Raw genomic sequence first — 25,031 nt, 5'->3', positions numbered from 1 at the left:
GGAAGTGCTCAGGGCTGAGGGCTGGATCGTGACCGTGCCCGCCAAGGGCTCATACCCGGCTGAGAACCTTCCCGGCTGACGCCGGACTTGCCTATGCCTGCTCTCCGAAAAACTTCGGAGGCAAGCCGCAGTACTGAGACCGTGTCAGCCATTCGTCAACGTCCCCCTTGGGGAACCGGTAGGACTTGCCGATCCTCACGAACGGTAGGTCATAGATGTTCTTGAAGACCCACTCCGGGGACACCTTGAGATACTCGGCTAGCTGCTCTGAGGTCATCAGTGCCTCAACCATCATCGGTCACCTCCGAGGGAGCGCGTCTCGCCAAGCTACAGGCGGGGACGGCCGTATGTCGTCCACTACGCTTCCCACGCAATCCAACCGAGCATCACCGGATCATCTGGCCGATCACAGTGCTAAGGAGTAGATGCCACCGCCAGAGGTCACAGGCGGCAAAGCAGCTTGATCAGATCTTTGGCCCGACCGGCTCTTGGTGGTCGCCTGGGGTGCTGCCGTTCGACCTATAGGCATTGACCACTAGATCCACAAAGAGGCCCACGAACACCAAGCAACTACAGGCCAGGATGACTACGCCCGAGTACCACCAAGGCAGGCCTGCGAAGTCGGGGCTGAAAGTCGCAATGGCGGCCATCCAACCAAGCATGATCAGCGCGAGGCCACGCGCAATCCGGAGCCAAACTGATCGCGGAGCTCTCATAGCGCACACTCTCCCATGACCAACTCGGTTACAACAGATCGACTCTGGCAAGGTCGTCCACTCCCCACGCAATCCCCACGGAAGTGGCCCAATGAGGCCCCACGGGCCTCTATGGTTCCGAACCTAGAAACGGATCCTGACCAGGGAGAACAGCACTCCTCCGGATCACTCCGAAGCAGGGGACACTAGGCGGAAAACCCCTGTCGATACCATGCACGGATTCGGCCGCGCCGCCCCTGCCCTGCGGCCACGCAGTCCGGGCAGGGGCAGCAGGGTGCCGGTGACGAGCTCAGGCGCTCGGCGACGGGGCGGCCGTCGGCAGCAGCGGCCGGCACTTCTCCAGCGCCTTGGCCACCTTGGGGTCGTTCCTGTCGATGCCGCGCATGCCCGCACCCTGGGGAAGATCGGCCCCGTTGTCGTTCATGCACGTGCGGAAGGCCTGCAGCGCGCCCGCGTCGGCCCCGTTCCCGTTGCCGCCGCCGCGGCCGCGGCCGAACCCGCCGCCGCCCTGGGGCATGAGCGAGGCACAGGCCTGGAAGGCCTTCTGCATCTCAGGCGACATCGACCGGAACCCACCGAATCCGCCGCTCGGGCGTCCGCTGGGACGGCCACTGGGCCGCGCCGTCGGACGCCCGCTGGGCCTCGCCGTCGGGCGCCCGCTCGGCAGGGTGACGCCGTTCTTCTGGAGACACGCGGTGAAGGCGGCTCTCTGGTCGCCGCTCGGAGCGGCCGCCGCCGTCGTGCTCCCGCCTCCGTCGCCCCCGCCGCAACCGGCGACCGCGACCGCCAGCGCCGCGACCACCGCGACATGTACGTAGCGCATGGGATCTACCTAGCCTTTCGTAACGGGCGAACAGGAGGGAAGGCGAACCCGGAAGGTCGCCCCATGGCCCGGCTCGCTCTCCGCGGTGATGGTGCCGCCGTGGGCCTGCACGAGGGCCGCGGCGATGGACAGGCCCAGTCCGGTCCCGCCCGAGTCGGACCGGCTGCGCGCCGGGTCGGCCCGGTAGAACCGTTCGAAGACGCGTTCGGCGTCCTCCCGCGACAGTCCCGGACCGTCGTCGGTCACCTCGAGCACCGCGGCCTGCTCGGTCCCGGGCGTCAGACCCACCCCGACCCGGAAGGCCGTGCCGGGGGGCGTGTGCTTGAGGGCGTTGCGCATGAGGTTGCCGACGACCTGTCGCAGCCGCGTCTCGTCGCCGAGCACGCACACCGGCTGGTCGGACCCGTCCAGGCGGACCAGGTCGATCTCCCGGTCCGGGGCGAGCATCTGGGCGTCCAGGACGGCGCCCGCCGCCAGGCTCAGCAGGTCGACGGGCCGCCGCTCCAGGGGGCGCTCCTGGTCGAGGCGGGCGAGCAGGAGCAGGTCGTCCACCAGCAGGCCCATCTTGGCCGCCTCGTCCTCGATCCGGCGCACCAGAGGGAGCGGGTCGGCCGACCGCTGCTGCCGGGCGAGCTCGGCGAAGCCGCGGATCGAGGTGAGCGGGGTGCGCAGCTCGTGTGAGGCGTCCGCCATGAACCGGCGCATCCGCTCCTGCGACGCCTCCCGGTCCCGGAAGCCCGCCTCGATCTGGGACAACATCCCGTTGATCGATCGGCCGAGCCGGCCCATCTCGGTCCGCGGATGCCGGAGCGGCACGCGGCGCGACAGGTCGCCGGAGGCGATCGCCTCCGCGGTCCGCTCGATCTCGCCCAACGGCCGCAGGCTTCGCCGTACGAGCCAGTAGCAGGCGACTCCCAGGGCGACCAGCACGGCGAAGCCGACCCCGGAGACGATGACCATCAGCCGGGAGACCGTGCCGTCGATCTCGTTCAGGTTCATCGCGACCGCGCGGAACCCGCCCGCCTCGTCGCGCGCCACGATCGCCCGCCACTTCGATCCCGACGGCGACTCGACCGTGAACAGCCCGTGCCCGCCCCCGGCCGGCCGGGGCAGCAGGGGCAGGTCGGCGTTCGGCGGCTCCTGGATGGTCCGCAGGACGGCACCGGTCCCGTCGAGCTGGACGATGTAGAACGAGCCGAACAACCGCAGCGGCCCTCCCGGCAGGCCCCCCTGCCGCGGCACCGCGTCGAGCGGGAGGTCCGGCGGGCGTCTGCCCATCGTCAGGAGCTGGGTGTCGACCCGTTGCACCAGATAGCCGCGCAGCAACTGGACGGCGAAGCCGCCCGTCAGCGCGATGGCGAGCGTGACGAGCAGCAGCGTCCCCCCGACGAGGCGCAGCCAGAGTGGGGTGCGGGCCACCCTCCTTCTCAGCTCACTGGCGCGGAGCACGGAGAACATAGCCCACGCCGCGAAGCGTGTGGATGAGCTTGAGGTCGGCTGTGTCGACCTTCCGCCGCAGATAGGACACGTACGACTCCACGACGTTGCGGTCGCCTCCGAAGTCGTAGTGCCACACGTGATCGAGGATCTGCGCCTTCGACAACACCCGACCCTGGTTGATCATGAAGTAGTGCAGGAGCTTGAACTCGGTCGGCGAGAGCCGTACGGGCCTGCCCGCGCGCCACACCTGGTGGGCGTCCTGGTCCAGCTCCAGGTCGGCGACCTGGAGGCGGGGCGGCGCGGCGACCTCGCCGCGAGTACGGCGCAGCACCGCCCGGATCCGCGCCAGGACCTCGTCGAGGCTGAACGGCTTGGTGACGTAGTCGTCCCCGAGCGCCAGGCCGGCGAGCTTGTCCTCGCTCGCGTCCCTGGCCGTGAGGAACACCGCCGGGACGCGCCGTCCGGCCGCCTTGAGCCGGCCCGCCACGGCGAAGCCGTCCATGTCGGGGAGCATCACGTCGAGCACGATCAGATCCGGTCGTGTGCGCTCCGCGATCTGGACGGCCTCCCGGCCGTCGGAGGCCGTCACGACCTCGAACCCCGCGTAGCGCAGGCTCACCGACAGCAGTTCCCGGATGTTCGGCTCGTCGTCGACGACGAGCAGTCGCGCCTCCGCGGTCATGAGCCCGCCCCTCTGCCGCCGAGGGCGGCGCTCTGCGTGACCGAGGTGGCGTCGACGATCCCCTGCGCGTCCTTGTCTCCCGCGACGACCACCACGCTGCCCGTCTTGAGATCCTTGGCCTTCCCTGTCTTGGAAACCTGGATCTTGGTGGAGGTGCTGGTCTTCACCGTGACGACGTCCCCGTTCACGGTCTGGACGTAGATCTTGTCGCCGTCGACGAGCTTGACCGTCCCGAAGGTCGCGTTCGCGGCGGCACCCCCGAGGCCGCCGCCTCCGAAACCACCGCCGCCGCGTCCCCCGCCACCTCCGCCGCCGCCTGCGGCGCCGAAACCGCCCTGCCCCCGCTGCCCGCCGGCGTTGCCCTGGCCGGACAGGAGGGAGCCGAACGGCACGGAGCCGGACGGGGTGGCGGCGTGCTTCTGCGCCTGGACGCCCACGAGGAACCCGGCCACGAGCACGACGCCCGCGCCGAGCAGCATGGTCAGCTTCGACGGCCCGCGCCGGGCCGGCTGGGCCGCAAGTTCGGCCTGGAGATCGTCGTCGAAGGGCGAGATCTCCAGCACGTCCGCGGCCTTGTGCCTGCTCACATTCATCTCCTGGCTGTCACTCGAAGCGCAGGGCTTCGATCGGCCGCAGCTTGGCGGCGCGGTTGGCGGGGTAGCTGCCGAAGAACAGGCCGATCGCGACCGAGACCGCGAGCGCCAGCACGATCGACAGCGGCACCAGCACGGGTTTGACCCCGGCGATCGTGAACTGGGCGCCGATCACCGCGATCGCCACGCCTAACAGGCCGCCGACGAGGCTCAGCACGGTCGCCTCGACGAGGAACTGACCGAGGATCGCCCCCCGCGGCGCGCCGATCGCCTTGCGGATGCCGATCTCCCTGGTCCGCTCGGTGACCGTGACCAGCATGATGTTCGTGATGCCGATGCCGCCCACGAGCAGGCTGATCGCGGCCACGGCCCCGAGCAGCACCGTGAACGTGCCGGTCGCGGCGCTGACCGTCTCCTGCAGCGTCGCCTGGTTGAGGATGCGGAAGTCGGCCGTCGCCGTGCCGGTGATGCCGTGCCGCTGGTTGAGGATGTCGGTCACCTCGGCCTGAGCCGAGTCCACCGCCTCGGCGCTCTTGGCCTGCACCAGGATCTGGCCGAGCGGTCCGAACCCGGTCAGGCTCTGCTGCACCGCGGGCAGCGGCGCGATCGCCACGTCGTCGGCGTCCTGGAATCCCGACGAGCCGGCCTCCTTCAGCACCCCCACGACCGTGAACGGCACGCCGGACACCACGATCTGCTTGCCCACCGGATCGACGGAGCCGAACAGGTCCTCGGCCACCGTGTTCCCGATGACCACGACCTTCCTCGCCGCGGTCACGTCGTCGTTGTAGAAGTACGTGCCCTTGACCACGGGCTTGTTCGACGCCTCGAAATAGCTCGGGTATGTGCCGACGAGTTGCTGGATCGTGTGGCTCGCCCCCTCGTACGTGGCCGTCTGCGACTGGGCCGACACCACCGGGGACACGCTCTTGACCGACGGCGCGCCCGACGGGTCGGCCAGCGCGCGGGCGTCCTCCACCGTCAGGTCCTTGGCCTGGGTGCGCGGGCCCGAACCCTGCTGCCGCCCGCCGCCGGCACCGCCGCCGAGCAGGCGGGCGAAACCGCCGCCACCCCCTCCGCCGCCACCCCCGCCGCCCGACGTGGACGGGGAGATCGTCAGCGAGTTGGCGCCCAGCCGCTGGATGTTCTGCTGGATCTGCTGCGAGGACCCCTCGCCGACGGCGACCAGCAGGATCACCGCCGCGACGCCGATCAGGATGCCGAGCGTGGTCAGCGCGCTGCGCAGCTTGTTGGCCGCCAGACCCCGCAGGGCGAAGCGCAGGACCTCGAACGGGTTCACGTGGTCACCTCTGCCAGCCGTGGGGGAAGGCCGCCGACCGGCGACCTGCGGGAGTCCTCGACCACCTGGCCGTCCATCAACCGGATGACGCGTTTCGCGTGGGCGGCCACGTCGTCCTCGTGCGTGATCAGCACGATGGTCCGCCCGCTCGCGCTGAGCCCGTCGAAGATCCGCATCACGTCGTCGCTGGACTTGCTGTCCAGGGCTCCGGTCGGCTCGTCGGCGAGCAGCAGCGTCGGCGACGTCACCAGTGCCCGGGCCAGCGCCACCCGCTGCTGCTGACCGCCGGACAGCTCGTTGGGCTGGTGTCCCACCCGCTCCGCCAGGCCGACCTGGTCCAGCGCCGCCAGCGCCCTCGTGCGCCGCTCCGCCGCCTTCACCCCGCCGTACGCCAGCGGCAGCTCCACATTGGCCAGCGCGCTCATCCGCGGAATCAGGTTGAACGACTGGAAGACGAAGCCGATCTTGCGGTTGCGGACGATCGCCAGCCGCACCTCGTCGAGCACGCCCACATTGGTGCCGTCGAGCAGGTAGCTCCCGGACGACGGGACGTCGAGGCAGCCGATGATGTTCATCAGCGTCGACTTGCCCGACCCGGAGGCACCCATGATCGCCACGTAGTCGCCCCGCTCGACCTTCAGCGAGACGCCCCGAAGGGCGTGCACCGCGGTCTCACCCTCGCCGTACACCTTGGCCACGGCCCGAATGTCCAGGACCGGCGCCGCCTGCCCGGTCATCCCCGGCCTCCCCGGCCGCCGAAGGCGCCACCGCCCCCGCCGCCGAACCCGCCGCCGCCGCCGGGGAACTGGAAGCCCCCGCCGGTGCCCGTCGTCGTGGGGAGGGTCCTGACGACCTGGTCGCCCTCCTGGAGCCCGGACTTGATCTCAGTGAGGGTGTCGCCCTTCACGCCGATCTCGACCGGCTTCACGACCTGCCTGCCGTTCTCGAGGACCCTGACGGTGCTGCGGCCGCCCGCGGTGGTGACCGCGGCGTTCGCCACGGCCAGCGCGTTGTCGACCGAGGCGACGGTGACCTGGACGCCGGCGGTCTGGCCGAGCCGCACGGTCTTCGGAACATCGCTCAGCGAGATCGTCACGGCGTACTGGACGACGTTGTTGGTGGTCTGCGGTTGCGGGTCGATGACGCTCACCTTGCCGTTCGCGGTCACCCCGGTCAGCGCGTCGAAGGTGACGGTCGCCGGCTGGCCGACCTTGAGCTTGGTCACGTCGGCCTCGGTGAACTGGCCGACGATCTGCAGGCGCGTCGGGTCGGCGATCTCGATGAACCCGGTGCCCGTGCTCGACGTGCCGGCGGCGCTCGACGATCCACCGCCTGAGGCGCCGCCGGAACCGCCCGCGCCGGCTCCGGAACCGCCCGAGGAACCGCTGGACGAGGCGCCGCCTCCCGAACCGCCCGACGAACCGCCCTCCGAGCCGTTCACCGCCACGATGGTCCCGGCGAACGGCGCCTTGATCTCCGTCCCCGCGACGGCCCGCTCGGCCGCCCGGTAGGAGTTGCGCGCACTGATGTACTGCGAGTAGCCCGACGGGGTCGAGGTGTCGCCCGCGTTCGCGGCGTCCAGGGCGGCCTTGGCCGCGTCGAGGCTCTCCTGCGCCGCGGTGTCGTCGAGGCGTGCCAGCACGCGGCCCTTCTTCACCTTGTCGCCCGACTCGACCGCGATCGACTCGACCGTGCCGCTCGTACCGAAATCGAGAGATCTCGTCCGGGAGCTCGCGACGGAACCGGAGGCCGACACCGAGGACGACACATTCGCGCGCGTCACACGCGTGGTCAGAGGCGCCGCCTCATTCGATGAGCCGTTCCCGAGGGAGGCGTAGGCCACGCCGACTCCACCGAGCAGCAACACTCCCAGGACGCCGTTGATGATCAGCGCTCTGCGCTTCGTCGACAGCTTCACGACGCTGAACCCTGGCGGATCCCGCTTCGGGCAACCTCGGCCGATGCTGACAGTTTCCTGGAAGTCGCATTTTCAGATAACTCTCAGGCAGGGCCAAGCGAGCGATGACGTGGCGTCACGAGGATGGCCGCCATGACACCGAGCATTCCGATCCGCGTCGGGGGACTGGCCCTCGCCGGGGTCGCCATCGCGAGCTTCGCCGTCCTCCGTGTGGGCGACGGCGGCTCCCCCGCGGCCGGGCAGATCTCGCTCGCCGCGGCCAAGCGCGGCACCGTGTCCGCGTACGTCTCCGCCGCGGGCAACACCGTCAACGACGGAGTGAGCGATCTGGCGTTCGGGGCGGCGGGCACGGTGCGGAAGCTCAACGTCAAGGTCGGGGACAAGGTGAAGAAGGGCCGCGTGCTGGCCCGCATCGACGACACCATCGCCCGCGAGGACTACGACGCCGCCACGGCGGCGCTCGCCGCCGCGCAGGACACCCTCGACAAGGTCCAGAGCGGCACGTCGGTGACCTCCGCGGCGGCTTCGGGCGGCGCCGCGGTCATCCCCGCCATGGCCCGCGCGACCGCCGGCACCTCGTCGGCGGGGCACGGCTCCTCCGGCTCGTCCTCCGGGGGATCCGGCGGTGCGGGGGCATCCGGTGGGGCAGGCTCCGGTGGGGCAGGCTCCGGGGGCACCGGCTCGGGCGGCTCCGGCTCGGGCGGCACGGTGCCGTCCTGCGGGACCCGGCCCGCGTCCGCCTCCGCCTCCGCGGACGTGGCGACCAGCCACGGCTGGCTCGCCCTCAACGTGTCCCTGGTGTCGTTCGACTCCGGTCAGCGGCGGGAGCGCCCGCCGCTCTCGTCCCCCTCCACACCGGTTCACACGCCCACACAGGGCTCCGCCGGCCGTACGCACGACGCCGGGACGGGTCACACGGCGGCGAGCGGTTCCGGAGCGGCGAACCCCGGCGGCACGTCGGGCAGCGGAGCGCACACCGGCGCGGCGTCCGCGAACACCACCTCGGCCGGCGGGGCACGGCAGACCTGGACCAAGCACCCCAGCCCCTCGCCCTCGCCCACCCCGACCGTCACACCGACCGTGACGCCCACGCGTACACCCACGCCCACTCCCACCCCGACTCCCACGCATGCGACTCCGTCGCCGACCCCCACGCACTCCGCGCCGCCGAGCGCGACGCCCTCGCCGACCTGTCCTCCCGGAGGCGGAACGCCCGGGCAGGGCGGGGGCGGCCAGGGCGGAGGCCCGGGCGGCCCGGGCAGCGGTCAGGGCGGGGGCTCCGGCCGGGGCGGCGGCGGTATCGGCCGGGGTGGAGGCGGTTTCGGCGGCTCGGGTGGCCGCGGCGGCGGCACGCCGATGACCGAGGCGGAGGCCGAGGCGGCCGTCAGCAAGGCGACGTCCGATCTCGCCGACGCCAGGCAGGCGCTCGCGGGAGTGAAGATCACGGCTCCCTCCGACGGCACGATCCTTTCGATCGCGGGAACCGTCGGCACGCAGTACACCTCCGGCGACTTCATCACCCTCGGCGACCTCGGCGACCTCCAGATGCAGGCGATGTTCACCCAGTCGGACATCCAGTCGCTCAAGGTGGGCCAGAAGGCCACGATCACGCTGGCCACCCATCCGGGCGAGGAGTACGACGGCGTCGTCGCCCACATCGATCCCACGGCGACGACGAGCGGCAGGCTCGTCCGCTACGGAGTGACGATCTCCTTCGAGAACCGGCCGGACAACCTGCTGCTCGGGCAGAGCGCGACCGCACAGGTGACCACCGGCACGGCCGACGACGCCCTGTATGTGCCGGCTCAGGCAGTACGGACTCTCCCGGACGGAACGGCGACGGTGACGGTCCGGCAGGGCGGCGGCCAGGTGCCGCGGACCGTGAAGACCGGCATCCGCGGCGACCAGTACGTGGAGATCGTCGACGGGCTCGCCGACGGGGACCAGGTGGTCCTGCCGACCGGATCCGCGGGCGGAGGCTTCCCCGACGAGGGCTTCCCCGGGGCGAGCTGAGACCGCCCCTGCTCGGCAGGTGTCAACGGAGCGCGTCGGGAGCGGCGGGGACCGCTTCCGGCTCGTGCCGGAGCCTCTCCGCCTCGCCGGAGACCGCGACGGCCTCCTCGGCCTCGGCGGACAACTCTTCAGCGGACAGGGCCTCGGCGAGGTCGGCGTCCGCGGAGTCGTCGTCGTAGTCCAGGGCCTCGGGCGCGAGCGGGAGGACGATGCGGAAGGCCGCGCCCTCACCCGGCGCCGTGCGGACGCCGACCTCGCCCCCGTGCGCCCGGACGAGCGAGTCGACGATGGCCAGCCCGAGGCCGCTGCCCCCGGAGGGCCTCGTCCTCGACGGATCCGCGCGGTAGAAACGCTCGAAGACCCGCTCGGCCTGCTCCGTGGTGAGCCCGGGCCCCTGGTCGGCGACCTCCACGAAGGCCTTCACGCCCGTCGCCCCGAGCCGGACCGCGATGGAGGTCCCGCCGGGAGTGTGGATGGTCGCGTTGCTCATCAGGTTCCCGACGACCTGCCGCAGCCGCACCTCGTCTCCCATGACGATGAGCGCCACGTCACTCTCGACGTCGAGGGTGATCTCCCTGTCGGGGCACAGGATCCTGGCGTCGTGTACGGCGTCCGCGGCCACCGCGAGCAGGTCGACGGGCTCCGACTGGAGTGGGCGCTGCTGGTCCAGCCGGGCGAGCAGCAGCAGGTCCTCGACGAGCAGGCCCATGCGGGCGGCCTCGCTCTCGATCCGCCCCATCAGCCGGGTGGTGTCGGCGTCCGGAACCTGGCGGTGGAACTCGGCGAACCCCCTGATGGACGTGAGCGGCGTGCGCAACTCGTGAGAGGCGTCCGCGACGAAGCGCCGCATCCTGGCCTCGGACTCGCGTGCGGACGCCTCCGACGCCGCGCGGGCCTCGAAGGCCGTCTCGATCTGGGCGAGCATGCCGTTCAGCGAACGGGCCAGCCGCCCTACCTCGGTGCGGGGGTCGCGGTCCGGGATCCGGCTGCTGAGGTTCCCCTGGGCGATGTCCTCCGCCGTCCGCTCGATCTCCGTAAGCGGGCGCAGGCTCCGCCGTACGATCACGACGCCGACGACGGCGAGCACGACCATCACGACGCCGCCGACCAGCAGTTCGATGAGTGCGAGCCGCCCGGTGATCTGGCGCACGGAAGCGAAGTCGACGGCGACGACCACGCTGCCGAGTCCGGTGACGGGGACCACGCGAGCGCGCCACAGTCCGTCGCCCGACACGGCGGGGACGGTCTGCGGGGCCTGCGAGGTGACGGCGACCGGGCCGGGAAGGGTCTCGACGGCCATGCCCGCCTGCGCGGCGATCAGCTTGCCCGTGGCGTCGCGGACCTCGACGCGGCCCTCCGGCGGGACCCTGAGCCTGGCCAGGAGCATCGGCTCGCGTTCCAGGCGCACGACCACGTCCTGGGTGACCATCGCGAGCTGGAGGTCCACGCGGGAGACGAGGTAGTGGCGGAGGGCGGAGACGCTGCCCACTCCGATGACGGCCATGGCCACGGCGACGAGCGCCAGCATGGCCGCACTCAGCCGGATCCGCAGCGGCGTGCGTCCCGACACGACGCTCAGGCGGCGGACGGCGGTGTCCGCATCACGTATCCGACTCCCCTGAGGGTGTGGATGAGCCGCGGATGGGCGTTGTCGAGCTTGCGGCGCAACACCGAGACGTAGGACTCGACGATTCCCGCGTCACCGCGGAAGTCGTAGTCCCACACGTGGTCCAGGATCTGCGCCTTGGACAACACCCGGCCGGCGTTGGCCATGAAGTACCGCAGCAGCTTGAACTCGGTCGGCGAGAGCGGGACGGCGGAGCCCGCGCGCCACACCTCGTGCGACTCCTCGTCGAGCTCGATGTCGGCGAAGGTCAGCCGGGGGGGCACCGCCATGGGGTCGCCGCTCGTACGGCGGAGCACGGCCCGGATCCTGGCGACCACCTCTTCGAGGCTGAAGGGCTTGGTCACGTAGTCGTCGCCGCCGAGGGTGAGGCCGCGGACCTTGTCCTCCGTCGCGTCCCTCGCGGTGAGGAAGACGACCGGGGTGTGCGTGCCACCGCCGCGCAGACGGCGCACGATGTCGAAACCATCCATGTCGGGCAGCATGACGTCGAGAACGATCAGGTCCGGCCGGTGACGCTGGACGGCCGCCACCGCCTCGCCTCCGCTGGAGGCGGTGTTGACCTCGAAACCCGCGAACCGCAGGCTCGCGGCCAGCAGTTCCAGGATGTTCGGCTCGTCCTCGACGACGAGCAGCTGTGCTTCGGGAGATGCATTGACCATGGCATCAAGCACTCTAGGAGTTCGAAGTTAAGCGAGCCGTTAAGGCGATATGCCGGGCAATGGCCAGACTCGACGTCGCGGCGGGCGACGGAGCATTCCTGACCAGGACGATCCGCCCGTGCACGTCGATGGCGAAGTCGTCGAGCAGGGCGCCGTCCCTCGCCACGGCCTGGGCCCGGACTCCCCCTCGCGTCTTGACGATGTCGCCCAGGGTGAGCGCGGGCACGTAACGCCGCGCCGCGGACAGGAACGACCGCTTCGCGAGCGATCCGTACACCTCCCGCACCCCGGTGCGCCAGTGCGTCGCCGCCATCCGCCGGGTGCCCGGCCAGGTCACGATCCGCCGCAGGTCCCCGAGGGAGATCTCACCCCACGAGTAGCCCTCGAGCGCCATCGCCAGCACCGCGTTGGGCCCGACCAGCACCTCGCCGTCGATCCTGCGGGTGAGGTGGACGCCGAGGAACGGGTAACGGGGGTCGGGCACGGGATAGATGAGCCCGCGCACCATGGTCTTCGCCGTGTCCGTCAGCTTGTAGTACTCACCGCGGAAGGGGATGATCCGCACGTCTCCCGGCGCCCCGGCCATCGCCGCCACCCGGTCGGTGCCGAGTCCCGCGCAGGAGATGAGCCGGTCGAAGGTGAACCGCGAGGTCCCCGCCGCCACCTCGACTCCCCGGGACGTCTCCCGGATGCCCCGGACGGGGTGCGAGAGCCGTACGGCGCCGCCCATCTCCGTCACGTCGGCGGCGAGGCGGCGCGCGATGGCCGGGAAGTCGGTGATCGCGGTGTGCGGCGAGTGGACGGCGCCCACGCCCACGGCGTCCGGTTCGATCTCCCGCAGCCCGAGCGCGTCGACCTCCGCGATGCCCGGCACCTGGTTCTCCCTGGCGCGGTCGGCGATCCTGCGCAGTCCCGCCATCTCGGAGCGGGTGGACGCGACGACGAGCTTGCCGACCTCGTCGTACGGCAACCTGTGCTCCGCGCAGTACTCCCTGAGCATCGCCATGCCGTCCCGGCAGAGGGTCGCCTTCAGGGAACCCGGGGTGTAGTAGATCCCGGCGTGGACGACACCGCTGTTGCGCCCGGTCTGGTGGGCCGCGACGTCGGCTTCCTTGTCCAGCACGGTCACCTCGGCGCCCGAACGCGCCATCTCCCTGGCGACGGCCAGGCCGAGGATTCCCGCACCGATGATTCCAAGCTTCATGTCGCTCCGGCGGACAAACGGCTGAATAAGGGCACCACGCCCGCCATTGTCCACCAGCCCTCTCGGACTCGTCTGCCACTCAATCGAGATCGAACTGGCGTTCGGTAGACTGGTGTCCATGTACGTGCCGCCGGGATGGCCGCAGGAGGTCCGCCCGCCCGACAGTCCCGACTGGGAGACGTCGGCCTCGGCGTGGCTGCTCGACGCGGTGCCGCCGGACTACCGCGCCTACGAAGTGCTGCGCCGCCACCCGATCGCGCTGGCGAGGATGGCCGGACATCACGTGCGCGCGTCGGTCCAGGCCGCACGGGAGGGCTATCGCAGCGCCGCCGTGGATCTGAAGGATCACCTGCCGCCGCACGCCGTGGAGGCGGTGCTCAAGGCCTATCGCAGCGAAGGGCCCCGGCTCGTACGGCTCGCGCAGGCCATCGACCTCGTCGAGCGGGCCCTGCGGGGCGAGCGGTTCACCGAGAGAATCCGCCCCGACAGCCACAGGCGCCCCCTGTGACACGCGCTGTGACGCGTGTTGTGACGCTCGCCTCAGCGGGCGGTCCGCCAGGCGATCACGAGGATCACGCCGATCGCCCCGGCCGCGACCGCCACCCATAAGACGATCATCGTGGTCGGCACTCCGGAGTCGCCGGCCTGCTCGGAGCCTGCGGCCGAACCCCGCTTGGCGGAGTCGCCCGCGGCCGGGTTCGCCGCCGGAGAGCGGGTGGCCGCCGCGGGGCGCGCCCGGGCCTCTGCCGGGAGCGGCACCTCGTAGACCGGGCTCCGCTCGCCTTCTGAGCCCGTGAGCAGGGCGGTGCCGTCCGGTGTGTAGGTGACGGACTCCGACTGGTTCAGCGGCGGCATCGTGACGTGCGCGATCTCGTGATCGGGCGAGCGGAAGACCGTGGCGGAGAAGTACGTCCGGATCACAAAGCTCGACCCGTCAGGGGCGAAGGCGGCGTCGGTGGCCATGATGGGGGCGGACCCGACCCGCCGGAGCACGTTCACCCCGTCGGTCCTGAGCTTGGCCGGCGCCTGATAGATCGACCCGTCGATCTCCTTGCTGACGATGTAGAGCCTGCCGGAACGGGGGTCGACCATCAGCCCCTCGGCGTTGCGGGCGCCGTCCTTGTAGCGGAAGCGGTATCGGGTCGCCCGAAGCGTCGCGTCCGCCAGCGTCCGCGGCTCGACGACCTTGTACACGGAGATGTCGGACCACGCGCCGTCCAGGTTGTCGCCGATGTCGCCGATCCACAACACGCCCCGGCCGGTCTTGGGGTCGACGGAGGTCGCCATCGCCTCCCAGTCCCTGGCGACCGCTCCGGCGAGGGTGAAGGCCGCCCGTGTCCGGCCGTCGAGCCCCACGGCGTAGACCGTCGGCGAGCCGCCGCTGTCGTTGTGCGTGTAGACGACGCCCTTGTGCGTCGGCGAGAACGCCAGCCCGCTGGACTCGCCGATGCGCTTGTCCCTGATCGTGAAGAGAGGTTTGTCGTCGTCGGCGAACAGGGGTTTGTCGTCGTCGGCATGGGCGCTCGGCAAAGGCGGGACGGCGAGGGCGACGACGGCGGAGACGGCGAGGAGACAGGCCGCCGGCCGGAGTGCCCTCTTGACCCGATTCACAACCCCCGGCGAGATCCCCATGCGGCAATCATTCCCGATGCACGGCTCGCCCGCGCCGGTGCCTAGTCTGGGCCGAGTGGAATATCAACAACTTGGGCGTACCGGCCTCCAGGTCAGCAGGCTCTGCCTCGGCACGATGAACTTCGGCCCGCAGACCACCGAAGACGACTCCCACGCGATCATGGATCGCGCCCACGAGCTCGGCATCAACTTCTTCGACACCGCGAACTCCTACGGCGGACAGAAGGGCGAGGGCGTCACCGAGCAGATCATCGGCCGGTGGTTCGCGAAGGGCGGCGGCAGGCGCGAGCGCACCGTCCTGGCGACCAAGGTCTACAGCATCATGGGCGACTGGCCGAACGAGCGCCGCCTGTCGGCGCTGAACATCAGGCGGGCCGCCGACGCCTCCCTGAAGCGCCTGCAGACCGACTACATCGACCTCTACCAGGCGCACCACATCGACAGGTACACGCCGTTCGACGAGTTCTGGGAGGCCATGGAGGTCCTGCGGCAGCAGGGCAAGATCCTGTACGTCGGCTCGTCGAACTTCGCCGGTTGGCACCTCGCCAAGGCCCAGGAGGCCGCCAGGCGCCGCAACTTCCTCGGCCTGGTCAGCGAGCAGGCGCACTACAACCTGCTCAACCGCCTGCCCGAACTCGAGCTCCTGCCGGCCGCGGACGACTACGGCATCAGCGTGATCCCGTGGAGCCCCCTCGCGGGCGGACTGCTCTCCGGCGTGCTCAAGAAGCTCGAGAGGGGGCGTTCCGGCACCGACACCATGCTCGCCGAGGTGGAGAAGCACCGGAGCAAGATCGAGGAGTACGAGGCGTTCTGTGCGGAGATCGGCGCGGATCCCACCGTCGTGGCCCTCGCCTGGCTGCTCTGCCAGCCGGCGGTCGCCGCTCCGATCGTCGGGCCGCGGACGATGGCGCAGCTCGAGGGCGCGAACCAGGTCATGCACACGGGGATCGACGAAGACGCGCTCGCCCGTCTCGACGAGATCTTCCCCGGTCCCGGTCACGCCGCCCCCGAGGCGTACGCCTGGTAGGGGCGGCCCCGCCTATGGCCTCATCCCAGCAGTGTTCCGATCACCACGATGAGCACGAGCAGCGCGAGCACCGTGGGCAACAACCAGCGACGAGGACGATCCACGCCAAGGAGCCTAGTCGCGACGACCGAGTGAATACGCCTCGACGGGCTCGTAACGAACGTGCGGCCCCAGGTGGCTTCGCATCAGATGTACGGCTTTCGCCTCCCACGAGCGCCCGCTGAACGTGCTCGTGGCCCGGACGAGAGGCCACAGATCGACTCCGTCCCGTGAGCGGGCCAGGGTGAGATGGGGATGGAACCGCGTGGGGTCCTTCTTCATCGCCCCGGCCCGCCGGGCTCCCGCCGCGAGCGAGTCCGCCAGCCCCTTCAGGGACGGGCCGTCGCCGAGGCCGGTCCAGAAGACCCTCCCGTGAGCAGGAGACGGGAAGGCCCCTGACCCGGCGAAGGACAACGTCGCCGGCCGGTGGCGCGAGGCGGCCCTGGCCAGCCGTACGTGCAGGTCGGGCAGCACCCGGTCGGGGACCTCGCCGAGGAAGACGAGGGTCACGTGCCACAGGGCCGGGTCGATCCAGCGCAGACCCGGCCATTCGGCCCGGACGGGGCCGATCGCCGCGTCGACCTCCGCCAGCGCCTCAGACGGCGGTAGCAGCGCTAGGAACAACCTCACGGGCTGATTGTTCCCCGGCGGCCATGCGGGCCGCGACGACCCTGGTCAGCAGTACGGCGAGGCCGGTGCCCACCACGCTCAGCATGCCGGCGGTCACGACGGCGGCACGCGGGCCGGCCGACTCGGACAGCCATCCCACGAGCGGCGACCCCACGGGCGCCCCCGCCGTGAACACGAGCACGTAGATGCCCATGACCCGGCCGCGCATGTCCGGCGACGATCCGAGCTGCACCATGGTGTTCGCGGTGGTGTTGACCGTGATCATGGCCATTCCGGCCGGGATCAGCAGGAGCAGGAAGGCCGGGTAGTCGGGGGCGATCCCGGCGGCGATCTGGAAGGCCCCGAAGCACACGGATCCGACGAGCAGGAACCGGCGGCTCTGCTTGACCCGCCGCGCCGCCAGCAACGCCCCGCCGAGGGCCCCCACGGCGAACGCGCTGGACGCGATGCCGAAGGACGACGCGCCCGCGCCGTACACCTGCCGGGCCATGAGGGCGATGCTGGTCGTGAAGCTCTGCGCGAAGATCGCCATGAAGCCGACGATGAGCAGCGGCAACAGGATGTCCGGACGGTCCAAGACGTACCGCAGTCCCTCACGGAGCTGGCCCCTGGCCCGCGGAACCGGCTCGGGGCTGCGCAGCTCCGAACCCCGCATCAGGATCAGCCCGATGATCACGGCGGCGAACGAGGCCGCGTTCAGCAGGAAGATCGGGCCGGTGCCCATCCAGTAGATGAAGACACCCGCGGCGGCCGGGCCGACCACCCTGGCCAGGTTGAACGTCGAACTGTTGAGCGCGATCGCGTTCGGCAGGTCCTTGCGGCCCACCATCTCCACGACGAACGACTGCCGTGTCGGGACCTCGACACAGGACACCAGCCCGAGGGTGAAGGCCATCACGTAGACGTGCCACACCTGCACGGAACCGGTCAGGACGAGGACGCCCATGCTGAGCGCGAGCAGGCCCATCAACGTCTGGGCCACGACCAGCACGCGCCGCTTGGGGTAGCGGTCCGCGAGCATTCCGCCCCACAGGCCGAACAACATCACCGGCAGGAACTGCAGCGCGACGGTCACGCCGAGCGCGGAGCCGCTGCCGCCAGTGAGGTCGAGGACCAGCCAGTCCTGCGCCGTCCGCTGCATCCAGGTGCCGATGTTGGACACCACTCCACCGACCGCGAACAGCCGGTAGTTGTAGTTGCGCAGCGAGCGGAACATCCCCCCTACATCTGGGAGAGCCTCGCCAGAATCGGCGCGGCCACCCGCAGCGCCGCCCGCTCCTCCGGCGTCAGCTCCTTGAGCTGCCGCGCCAGCCAGGCCTCTTTCATCCGACGCTCCTCCTTGAGCAGCGCCGTCCCCGCCTCCGTCAGGCGGACGGTGACCTGCCTCCGGTCCGTCGGATGGGGTTTGCGTGCCAGCAGACCCCGCTCCTCGAGCTTGGCGATCACTCGTGTCATCGAGGGCGGCTGCACCTTCTCGTGCTCCGCCAGTTCTCCGGGGGTCATCTCGGTGTGGCTCTCGACGGCGGCCAGCGTCGCGAGCTGCGTGGGGGTCAGCGAGTGATGCGCGCCCTGCTTGCGCAGCCGGCGGTTCAGCCGCGCGAGCGAAACGCGCAACGCGGACGCGAGGCCGGCGTCGCTGCGGAGGTTCTCTGTCTTTGTTAGCATGTCTCATTACCTTTGCTAACTTTATGTCGCCTGTCGATATTCCGCAATTCGCGAGCTCAGAGCCTCGCGGGTGCGCAGCGGCCTCCCATGTGACGCATCCACGGGAACACCGCCCCCCATCCCGGATTCTCAAGCCGACCCTTGCGCGCTCATTCTAACGCTGTTAGTTTCTGCCTAACGACGTTAGAAAGGGGCCGTCCATGAGCCCGGCGGCACGTCTAGACACCGAATCGATCCTCCGCGCGGTGTTCGACCTCCTCGACCAGGAGGGTTTCGCCGCGCTCTCGATGCGCACGCTGGCCACGCGGCTCGACGCGAAGGCGGCGTCGCTCTACTACCACGTGCCGAACAAGGCCGCACTCCTCCAACTGGTGTCGGACCGCGTCGCAGGGCAGGTGATCGGGGCGATCACCCCGGGACTGGGGTGGCGTGAGCTGATGACCGGAATGGCGCGCTCCCTGCGGGAGACCCTGAGCGCCCATCCGGGCGCCGCCGCGGTCGTCGCCGTGCGGAACGTGTCGCCCGAGGTGTTCGAGCCGGCGGTCCCCCTGGTGCTGGCCTCGATGCACTCGGGCCTGCGCCTCACCGACGAGGAGGCGCTGTTCCTGGTGCAGTCGCTGTTCATCCTCGTGACGGGCCACGCCCTCGCCGAGTTCGGCGAGGCTCCCGAGCCGCCCGCAGCACCCCAGGCGTACTACGACACCTGGTTCGACATCGCCCTGTCCACGTTCCTCGCCGGAGTCCAGGCGCGTCACGGCGCCTGAGCCCGCTCCCCAAAAACGAAAGGACTCCCCCCATGTTCGCCGTCGCGCTCGTCCTGCTGCTCCTGGCCGACGCCTACTTCGTCTTCAACACGCTCGTCGACGTCTTCCCGTTCAACAACGTGCGGGAGGCGAAGAGGTCGGAACAGATCACCGAGGTGTCCCTCAACGGGCCGGTCATGCTCGTCCCTGCCGTGCTACTCGTCATTGCCGGCCTCACCGGACTGCCGGTCCTCGCCTACGCCGGAGGGGGCCTCGAACTGCTCATCCTCCTCAGCGGTCTGGCCGTGTGGTGGCTGCCGTACCTGGTCGGCGTGACGGTCCCCTGGGCGGCCGCGGGCACCGGGGAGACCTGGGCCGGACTGCACGCGCGGACCTACGCGAAGACCATCATCGTGCTCCCCGGCCGGAAGGGCCGCCCGCGCCCGAATCTCGAGCACATGATCCTGCACGCGCTCTTCTTCGCCGCCGCGATCTGCACGTTCGCCGCCGCCGGCACGGTGTGACGCGCCCCTCGGGCGGCCCGGCGTCCACCCAGGACGGCCGGGCCGTACGGCACGACCAGGCCGTCATGGTGGTGGCCCGCTCCGGCCACCGCCACGACGGCCTCGTACGTCAGCCGACCCCGAGAAGGCTCTTGATCGGTTCCAGCGCGAAGTAGACGACGAAGAGGATCCCCACGAGCCAGAGCAGCGGGTGCACCTCCTTGGCCTTGCCGCGCAGGGCCTTGATCACGATGTAGCTGACGAAGCCGGCGCCGATCCCCGCGGTGATCGAGTAGGTGAACGGCATCAGCACGATCGTCAGGAACGCCGGGATCGCGACCTCGAAGTCGCTGAAGTCGATCTCCTTGATCTGGGTCATCATCAGGAAGCCGACGATCACCAGCGCGGGCGTCGCCGCCTCGAAGGGGACGATGTCGGTCAGCGGCGCGAAGAACATCGCGAGCAGGAAGAGCAGGCCGGTGACCACGCTCGCGAGTCCCGTACGGGCGCCCTCCCCGACGCCGGACGCGGACTCGATGTACGTGGTGTTCGACGAGACGCTCGCCGCGCCGCCCGCCGCCGCGGCGATGGAGTCGACCAGCAGGATCTCGCGGGTCCGCTCCATCGTGCCGTCGGCGCGGACGAGACCGGCCTGGCGGCCGACGCCGACGATCGTGCCCATGGTGTCGAAGAAGTCGGCCAGCATCAGCGTGAAGACCAGCAGGACGGCCGCGAGCCCGCCGATCTGCGCGAACGCGCCGAACAGGCTGAACTGGCCGAGCAGCGACAGGTCGGGGACGTCAATGATCTTGCCCGGCCACTGGGGGATGTTGAGGCTCCACCCGTTCGGCTTCCCGGGCTGGCTGCCGAGGTCGCCGATCAGCTCCACCACGAACGCGAAGATCGTCGTCGCGACGATGCCGACGAGGATCGCGCCCTTCGCCTTCCGCGCCACCAGGAACGCCGTCACGATCAGGCCCACGACGAAGACCAGCGTCGGCCAGCCGGTCAGCGATCCGTTGCCGAGCGAGCCGAGTTGCACGGGCACGGTGGTGTGCGCGGCGTCGGGGATACGCCGCACGAAACCCGCGTCGACGAAGCCGATGAGCGTGATGAACAGCCCGATCCCGACGCTGATCGCGGTCTTGAGCTGGGCGGGGATGGCGTTGAACACCGCGACCCTGAAGCCCGTGACCACCAGGATGGCGATCACGATGCCCTCCAGCACCACCAGGCCCATGGCGTCTTCCCAGGACATCTGGCTGGCGACGCCGAAGGCGAGGAAGGCGTTCAGGCCGAGCCCTGTGGCCAGAGCGAACGGCACCCGGCCGAACACGCCCATCGCGATCGTGACGATTCCGGCCACGAACGCCGTCGCCGCGGCGACCAGCGGGAGATTCGAGGCACTGCCGTCACCGAGAAACTGCCCGGTCTTGTCCGCGGCCGTTCCGATGATGAGGGGATTGAGAACCACGATGTAGGCCATCGTGAAAAAGGTGGCGACGCCGCCGCGGATCTCCTGACCCACGGTGGAGCCGCGCGCTGAGATGAAAAAATAGCGATCAAGTGCAGTGGAACTGCTGGTCTGGTTCACGCGCGCAGAGTGACAGGATCACGCCTTTTACGAAAAGACGCAGTTGTCCTTTTGTGACTAATCTGTCATCCGAGGTCATCCTGGTCGCACGATCTCTTAAGCTTGCGGGGTGAACCAGCCGCGCCGACCGGATCCCCAACCGATCAAGACCAACGACACCACGACCTTCCTCGTGGGAACGGGGCTGTGGGCGATCGCCCTGGTCGTGCTGCTGATCATCCGGCCGGTGCACACCTGGTCGATCTGGACCTGCGTGGTGGGAATCGGCCTGGGCCTGTTCGGCGTCTACTACGTCCACCGCCGCGACTCCCGGCGCCGCTGAGACGGCGGCCGCCCGGCCGACGCGGCCAGGCACTCAGCCCAGAGCGGCCGCGCGGGCGAAGCGACCAGGCACTCAGCTCAGAGCGGTCACCGGATCGAGGTCGGCCTCGGCCAGCAGCAGCGGAACCCTGCCGGGATCCCGCAGGAGCGCGGCCACCGCGAGCCGGTCACCCCACTGCCCGGCCGCCCACGCGAGGCCCCTGGCCAGGCCCTCGACGCCCGAAGCGTGGACCATGCCCTCGTAGAAACGCCACGGCACCGGCCTGCCGTCGACCAGCAGATCGTCGTGCTCGACATAGCTCAGCGGCGCGGAGGGCAGCAGCGAGCGCACCTGCGGCGGCACCGGACGCTCCACTCCCGACGACGTCACCGCGCCCGTGACGACCTCCCCGACCAGGGGCAGGTCCAGCACCTCCGACAACGCCTCCGCGAGATCGAACGGCGCCAGCACGAGCGGCCGGTCCTCCACCAGGGGCAGCAGGTCGGGCGCCTCCACGACGACGGGGCCCTCCTCGGCCTCCGCCACCACGATCGCCCCCTTCAGCACCGCCCTGACCGCGTCCGGCGGGCTCACACGCGAGGGGTCCACGCCCGCCAGGGCCGTCCAGAGAGAACGCAGTTGCGCCCGGTCGACCTCGGCCGAGGAGTCGGCGAGCTGGTCGAGCAGTTCCTCCGGCCCGCCGTGCGAGGCCAGCAACTCCTCGAGTGAGGACCTGACGCCGATCATCTTCAGCGCGCTCTCGTCGATCCCCGCCGGTGCGTCGCCGTACAGGCCGAACAGCAGGGGGTCGCCCGAGGGAAGCCGGAGCGTCGTGGGAACGCGGCCGCCGAGCACCGGATGACGCGACAACCACCACGACGTGTACGACGGGACCTCGACCGTCTCGCCCGCCACGAGCACGCGTAGCGGCCGCAGGGCGGCACGCAGCGGCGGCCGGGAGAGCAGGCCGAGCGCGGCGGTCCAGTCGGCGACGTACTCCAGGTCGCGGACGGCGGTGAACTCCCTGGCCACCGGCGGCACGTCGAAGTCGGGCAGCAGATCGAGGACGGCCTCGATCCACTCGTCCTCGAGATCGAGATCGTGGTCGCATTCGGACAGGTCGAGCAGGACGTCGGAGTCGTTGACCACGGCGAACCCGTCGAGCACGCCGGTCGCCGCCAGCACGTGCGAGCCGTACTTCTCGACCAGGTCGGCCGCGGCGACGCCGAACGGCACGTCCCCGTCGATCAGCCCGGCCAGCGAGCCGCCCTCGAGGAGCAGGTCGCCCGCCGCGTAGAGCTCGCCGTCGGCGCCCCGCAACGCCAGCTCGGACAACCACGGGGCCTCACCGGCCGTGAGCCCCGCCGCGTCGACCAACGCGAGCACGGCCTGGGACACCGGCTCGGGATCGGCGCTGTTGAGCGACTCGGCCACGGCGGCATGGGTGAGCGGGTCCTCGAGGACCGTCCTCGGCGTGGCCTCGGCGGCGCCCAACCTGAGCAGCAGCTGATGAACGGCGTCGGGATGAACGATCCGCAGCCCCAGCGGGCCCAGCAGGGCCGGATCGAGCGACGGGCGGTCGCCGAGATCGTGGTCCAGGCCGGCGGAGAGCACCAGCGTGCCGCGCGGGCCACGGACCAGCCGGCCGTCGGCGAGCGGCACCGGGATCGCCCCGATGGCCTCGAGATCGTCCGCGGGCAGCACCGCGTACAACGACCGCCACCACGACGGGTCCTTGTCCTGTACGGCGTCGCCGGACAACATGTCCACGACGTCGGCGAGCTCCACCCGCCTGACGCCGAGGGTGGTGAGGGCGGGGTTGCGCGAGGCCCAGCCCGCGGGCAGCAGCCCGGGGACCATGTCCGCGATCTTGTCGAGGAACTCCTGCGACCCCTCGACGGCCCGCGTCTGGTCACCCGGCAGGATCCCGGAGATCGCGGGGAGCAGCGGCGTGCCCGGCAGCAGTCTGATGATCTCTCTGCGGATGACGGCGTCGAGCTCTCCCCTGCCCATCATCCCCGGCACGAGGTCGAGCAGGGCCGGAGTGGCGGGCAGGTCCTGGAGCAGCCGGACGTAGGCCTCGGCCGCGCGGGCGACCAGGAGGTCGGTGAGCGGTCCGGGCGCGACGTGCCGCCGGTCGGTGGTCAGCGGGAACGTGGCGATCAGCAGGGCCGGGAGGTCGAGGGGCTCGTCGCTCGGCGTCGGCGCGTGCACGACCCGCGGGGTGCGGACCTCCGGGTGCACCGCCCAGCGGATCTCCCAGTACGGCCGGGCCCGCTCTTCGGTGGGCCGTCCGGCGAACAGCTCGGCGACCTGTCCGGGCGTGAACACCCCCGACTCCGTCACGATCCGCCAGCCGTCGGTCGAGATCGTGCGCACCTGCCCGTCGATCTCGATCTCGACGGTCTCGAGCGCGGGCATCGCCAGGGGCAGCGCCGGCCCGGCCTCCTCCAGCATCCGCCGCACGGCCTGCCCGGCCGCCTCGTCACGGAGCGGGAGCCGTACCAGCGTGTCGAACCCCTCGGGGACCTCGGTGTGCTCCGCGGGGAACGGCAGGCGCAGCAGCGGCACGTGGCCGTCGCGGCCGGCCAGCTCGGCGGCGAGCTCGGGACGGGAGCTCACGAGGGCGCTCGTCTCCGCACGCGACCAGCGGACCCCTCCGGTCTCCCGGGAGAAGATCGAGGGCTCGTCGCAGACCGACACGACGGCCGCGAAGCCGACGCCGAACCGGCCGGCGGCGCCCGCCTCGCCTCTCTTCCCGGAGACGCGCAGCGTGGACAGGCCCTCGACGCCCGCCTCGTCCAGCGGGGCGCCGGTGTTGGCGGCCAGGAGCACGCCGTCGCGCAGCGACAGCCTCAGGCGCCCCGGCACACCGGCGCGCAGGGCGGCGTCCGCCGCGTTCTGGGCCAACTCAACGACCAGCCGGTCGCGGTAGCCGCCGAGCGCGAAGTCCTCCTCCGCGTTGGCGTCCTCGCGGAATCGTGCGGGCGACGCCGTCCAGGCGGCGAGGACCGTCTCACGCAGTCTGCGGGTGTCGAACATGTCAGGAGTGACCGAGCGGCTCGGAGTCGGCCGCGTCGACCGAGCCGGCTTCCATGAGGTCGTCGTATCCCAGGTCGTCGAGGATCGGAGGCTGGGCCTCCACGACCATCGAGGGGACCGTCGTCGCCTCGGAGTGGGCGCCGCACCCGTGGTCGGCGGCGACCACGCGGCCGTCGTCGGGGGCGTACTCGTTGGCGCAGACGCCGAAGCCGAGCCGCAGCGTGCCCGACAGGGGCCAGTAGAACCCGCAGGTCGAGCATTGGGCGGGGGCCGCGTGCGCCAGCGGGGTGTGCGGGCCCGCCTCGCCGGAGTGCCAGCGCTGCACGGCCAGGTCCCGGCCGACCGGCGAAAGCACGCGGGCACGGCCGAGGCCGTACTCGAAGATCATCTGCTCGTCGAGATCGTCGCCGGTGGCGGTGTAGCCCGGGGTGAGGCGGTCGTCGTCGGCCTCCGTCGGCAGCAGGTCGCCCACGCCGAGGTCGCCGGGCAGCAGTCGCTCGTTCCAGGGCACCCACTGGGGGGCGAGCAGCGCGCCCGTCCCGGGCAGCAGCACACTCTCGCTCACGGTGACGTTGCGCGCGCGGGAAGCCCGGGTGACCGTGACCGCCCATCGCCAGCCTGAGTACGCCCGCTCCAGGCACTCGAAGAAGTGGGTGACGAGCCGGTCGCCCTCGCTCTCGAAGCCCAGATGCGCCCCCACCTCACCCGGACGGGCCATCTCCTCGGCAACTGCTCGGGCCAGGTCGACGGCATCGGCACACGCCTGGTCGACTGGAGTGCTTCGGATTCGGGTACGACTCACACTCCATTTTCACCCACGCCGAGAGCGGACCGCACCGGCTCTATGGGGTAACACTGGAAGGGATGTCGGTGCCTATGG

24 protein-coding genes are annotated in these 25,031 nt (G+C 70.8%); 6 read left to right on the top strand and 18 right to left on the bottom strand.

Annotated elements, in window-relative coordinates:
• Positions 1-91 precede the first annotated feature (91 nt).
• From Pph01_RS40310 to Pph01_RS40275, 8 genes are all read right to left on the bottom strand, one after another.
• On the bottom strand, positions 92-292 hold the full coding sequence (locus tag Pph01_RS40310; protein ID WP_204078536.1) for a helix-turn-helix domain-containing protein: 201 nt from the start codon (positions 290-292) through the stop codon (positions 92-94).
• A 713-nt stretch (positions 293-1,005) separates the two neighbouring features.
• On the bottom strand, positions 1,006-1,539 hold the full coding sequence (locus Pph01_RS40305) for a hypothetical protein (protein WP_204078535.1): 534 nt from the start codon (positions 1,537-1,539) through the stop codon (positions 1,006-1,008).
• A 9-nt stretch (positions 1,540-1,548) separates the two neighbouring features.
• Positions 1,549-2,958, bottom strand: a complete 1,410-nt coding sequence (locus tag Pph01_RS40300; protein ID WP_239117373.1) for a sensor histidine kinase — start codon at positions 2,956-2,958, stop codon at positions 1,549-1,551.
• Positions 2,959-2,971: 13 nt separating this feature from the next.
• Entirely contained in the window at positions 2,972-3,661 is a 690-nt protein-coding gene (locus Pph01_RS40295; RefSeq protein WP_204078533.1) for a response regulator transcription factor, read from the bottom strand.
• Complete coding sequence (locus tag Pph01_RS40290; protein WP_204078532.1) at positions 3,658-4,248, bottom strand: hypothetical protein; 591 nt, start codon at positions 4,246-4,248, stop codon at positions 3,658-3,660. Before Pph01_RS40290 ends, Pph01_RS40295 begins: the two co-directional genes overlap by 4 nt.
• Before the next feature lie 16 nt (positions 4,249-4,264).
• On the bottom strand, positions 4,265-5,554 hold the full coding sequence (locus tag Pph01_RS40285) for an ABC transporter permease (RefSeq protein WP_204078531.1): 1,290 nt from the start codon (positions 5,552-5,554) through the stop codon (positions 4,265-4,267).
• Positions 5,551-6,291, bottom strand: coding sequence for an ABC transporter ATP-binding protein (locus Pph01_RS40280; protein WP_204078530.1), 741 nt, complete (start codon positions 6,289-6,291; stop codon positions 5,551-5,553). Before Pph01_RS40280 ends, Pph01_RS40285 begins: the two co-directional genes overlap by 4 nt.
• Positions 6,288-7,472 (bottom strand): efflux RND transporter periplasmic adaptor subunit, encoded by a 1,185-nt coding sequence (locus Pph01_RS40275; RefSeq protein WP_204078529.1) that lies wholly within the window; start codon positions 7,470-7,472, stop codon positions 6,288-6,290. Before Pph01_RS40275 ends, Pph01_RS40280 begins: the two co-directional genes overlap by 4 nt.
• 132 nt (positions 7,473-7,604) lie before the next feature.
• On the opposite strand from Pph01_RS40275, the gene Pph01_RS40270 reads away from it, so the two are divergent.
• Positions 7,605-9,485, top strand: coding sequence for an efflux RND transporter periplasmic adaptor subunit (locus Pph01_RS40270; RefSeq protein ID WP_204078528.1), 1,881 nt, complete (start codon positions 7,605-7,607; stop codon positions 9,483-9,485).
• Positions 9,486-9,507: 22 nt separating this feature from the next.
• Here Pph01_RS40270 and Pph01_RS40265 read toward each other — a convergent pair whose 3' ends face one another.
• The 3 genes from Pph01_RS40265 to lhgD are packed head-to-tail and all read right to left on the bottom strand — an operon-like array spanning position 9,508 to position 12,975.
• Complete coding sequence (locus Pph01_RS40265; RefSeq protein WP_239117372.1) at positions 9,508-11,055, bottom strand: HAMP domain-containing sensor histidine kinase; 1,548 nt, start codon at positions 11,053-11,055, stop codon at positions 9,508-9,510.
• Between the two features lie 5 nt (positions 11,056-11,060).
• The gene (locus Pph01_RS40260) at positions 11,061-11,771 is read right to left on the bottom strand and encodes a response regulator transcription factor (RefSeq protein WP_204078527.1); all 711 of its coding nucleotides are present in this window, start codon (positions 11,769-11,771) and stop codon (positions 11,061-11,063) included.
• A gap of 13 nt (positions 11,772-11,784) precedes the next feature.
• Complete coding sequence (gene lhgD / locus Pph01_RS40255) at positions 11,785-12,975, bottom strand: L-2-hydroxyglutarate dehydrogenase (RefSeq protein WP_204078526.1); 1,191 nt, start codon at positions 12,973-12,975, stop codon at positions 11,785-11,787.
• Between the two features lie 118 nt (positions 12,976-13,093).
• Here lhgD and Pph01_RS40250 point away from each other — a divergent pair, with 118 nt between their 5' ends.
• A complete protein-coding gene (locus Pph01_RS40250; RefSeq protein WP_204078525.1) occupies positions 13,094-13,483 on the top strand; it encodes a hypothetical protein in 390 nt (129 codons plus the stop codon).
• 32 nt (positions 13,484-13,515) lie between these two features.
• Here Pph01_RS40250 and Pph01_RS40245 read toward each other — a convergent pair whose 3' ends face one another.
• A complete protein-coding gene (locus Pph01_RS40245) occupies positions 13,516-14,607 on the bottom strand; it encodes a hypothetical protein (RefSeq protein WP_204078524.1) in 1,092 nt (363 codons plus the stop codon).
• Positions 14,608-14,662: 55 nt separating this feature from the next.
• Between Pph01_RS40245 and Pph01_RS40240 the strand changes: the two genes are divergently transcribed.
• On the top strand, positions 14,663-15,634 hold the full coding sequence (locus Pph01_RS40240) for an aldo/keto reductase (RefSeq protein WP_204078523.1): 972 nt from the start codon (positions 14,663-14,665) through the stop codon (positions 15,632-15,634).
• 114 nt (positions 15,635-15,748) lie between these two features.
• Here Pph01_RS40240 and thpR read toward each other — a convergent pair whose 3' ends face one another.
• Genes thpR through Pph01_RS40225 form a run of 3 tightly spaced genes read right to left on the bottom strand, consistent with a single transcriptional unit; the run spans position 15,749 to position 17,968 of the window.
• Positions 15,749-16,303: an RNA 2',3'-cyclic phosphodiesterase gene (thpR, locus tag Pph01_RS40235; RefSeq protein ID WP_204078522.1), complete on the bottom strand. Its 555-nt coding sequence runs from the start codon at positions 16,301-16,303 to the stop codon at positions 15,749-15,751.
• Positions 16,269-17,519: an MFS transporter gene (locus Pph01_RS40230; protein ID WP_204078521.1), complete on the bottom strand. Its 1,251-nt coding sequence runs from the start codon at positions 17,517-17,519 to the stop codon at positions 16,269-16,271. The genes thpR and Pph01_RS40230 overlap by 35 nt, the downstream gene beginning before the upstream one ends.
• Positions 17,520-17,524: 5 nt before the next feature.
• Positions 17,525-17,968 carry a MarR family winged helix-turn-helix transcriptional regulator gene (locus tag Pph01_RS40225; protein WP_203953264.1) on the bottom strand — a complete coding sequence of 148 codons (444 nt, stop codon included), beginning with the start codon at positions 17,966-17,968 and terminating at the stop codon, positions 17,525-17,527.
• 200 nt (positions 17,969-18,168) lie between these two features.
• On the opposite strand from Pph01_RS40225, the gene Pph01_RS40220 reads away from it, so the two are divergent.
• Positions 18,169-18,732 carry a TetR/AcrR family transcriptional regulator gene (locus Pph01_RS40220; protein ID WP_204078520.1) on the top strand — a complete coding sequence of 188 codons (564 nt, stop codon included), beginning with the start codon at positions 18,169-18,171 and terminating at the stop codon, positions 18,730-18,732.
• 32 nt (positions 18,733-18,764) lie between these two features.
• Entirely contained in the window at positions 18,765-19,235 is a 471-nt protein-coding gene (locus Pph01_RS40215; RefSeq protein ID WP_204078519.1) for a hypothetical protein, read from the top strand.
• A gap of 109 nt (positions 19,236-19,344) precedes the next feature.
• On the opposite strand, the gene Pph01_RS40210 is transcribed toward Pph01_RS40215, so the two are convergent.
• Entirely contained in the window at positions 19,345-20,808 is a 1,464-nt protein-coding gene (locus tag Pph01_RS40210) for an NCS2 family permease (RefSeq protein ID WP_204078518.1), read from the bottom strand.
• Between the two features lie 109 nt (positions 20,809-20,917).
• Here Pph01_RS40210 and Pph01_RS40205 point away from each other — a divergent pair, with 109 nt between their 5' ends.
• Positions 20,918-21,130 (top strand): DUF2530 domain-containing protein, encoded by a 213-nt coding sequence (locus Pph01_RS40205; protein WP_204078517.1) that lies wholly within the window; start codon positions 20,918-20,920, stop codon positions 21,128-21,130.
• A gap of 72 nt (positions 21,131-21,202) precedes the next feature.
• Here the strand turns inward: Pph01_RS40205 and Pph01_RS40200 are convergent, their stop codons facing one another.
• Positions 21,203-24,151, bottom strand: a complete 2,949-nt coding sequence (locus Pph01_RS40200) for a sacsin N-terminal ATP-binding-like domain-containing protein (RefSeq protein ID WP_204078516.1) — start codon at positions 24,149-24,151, stop codon at positions 21,203-21,205.
• Between the two features lies 1 nt (position 24,152).
• Entirely contained in the window at positions 24,153-24,953 is an 801-nt protein-coding gene (locus tag Pph01_RS40195) for a DUF3027 domain-containing protein (RefSeq protein WP_204078515.1), read from the bottom strand.
• Positions 24,954-25,031 lie beyond the last annotated feature (78 nt).

It is taken from the genome of Planotetraspora phitsanulokensis, assembly GCF_016863295.1.
Classification (GTDB): Bacteria; Actinomycetota; Actinomycetes; order Streptosporangiales; family Streptosporangiaceae; genus Planotetraspora; species Planotetraspora phitsanulokensis.
The sequence above is the reverse complement of the archived record's forward strand: the minus strand, read 5'-3'. Positions and strand labels throughout refer to the sequence as shown.

Coding starts and splice junctions, on each gene's coding strand:
- Pph01_RS40310 (WP_204078536.1), bottom strand. CDS start 292: ATGGTTGAGGCACTGATGACCTCAGAGCAGCTAGCCGAGTATCTCAAG.
- Pph01_RS40305 (WP_204078535.1), bottom strand. CDS start 1,539: ATGCGCTACGTACATGTCGCGGTGGTCGCGGCGCTGGCGGTCGCGGTC.
- Pph01_RS40295 (WP_204078533.1), bottom strand. CDS start 3,661: ATGACCGCGGAGGCGCGACTGCTCGTCGTCGACGACGAGCCGAACATC.
- Pph01_RS40280 (WP_204078530.1), bottom strand. CDS start 6,291: ATGACCGGGCAGGCGGCGCCGGTCCTGGACATTCGGGCCGTGGCCAAG.
- Pph01_RS40270 (WP_204078528.1), top strand. CDS start 7,605: ATGACACCGAGCATTCCGATCCGCGTCGGGGGACTGGCCCTCGCCGGG.
- Pph01_RS40260 (WP_204078527.1), bottom strand. CDS start 11,771: ATGGTCAATGCATCTCCCGAAGCACAGCTGCTCGTCGTCGAGGACGAG.
- lhgD (WP_204078526.1), bottom strand. CDS start 12,975: ATGAAGCTTGGAATCATCGGTGCGGGAATCCTCGGCCTGGCCGTCGCC.
- Pph01_RS40250 (WP_204078525.1), top strand. CDS start 13,094: ATGTACGTGCCGCCGGGATGGCCGCAGGAGGTCCGCCCGCCCGACAGT.
- Pph01_RS40245 (WP_204078524.1), bottom strand. CDS start 14,607: ATGGGGATCTCGCCGGGGGTTGTGAATCGGGTCAAGAGGGCACTCCGG.
- Pph01_RS40230 (WP_204078521.1), bottom strand. CDS start 17,519: ATGTTCCGCTCGCTGCGCAACTACAACTACCGGCTGTTCGCGGTCGGT.
- Pph01_RS40225 (WP_203953264.1), bottom strand. CDS start 17,968: ATGCTAACAAAGACAGAGAACCTCCGCAGCGACGCCGGCCTCGCGTCC.
- Pph01_RS40220 (WP_204078520.1), top strand. CDS start 18,169: ATGAGCCCGGCGGCACGTCTAGACACCGAATCGATCCTCCGCGCGGTG.
- Pph01_RS40215 (WP_204078519.1), top strand. CDS start 18,765: ATGTTCGCCGTCGCGCTCGTCCTGCTGCTCCTGGCCGACGCCTACTTC.
- Pph01_RS40200 (WP_204078516.1), bottom strand. CDS start 24,151: ATGTTCGACACCCGCAGACTGCGTGAGACGGTCCTCGCCGCCTGGACG.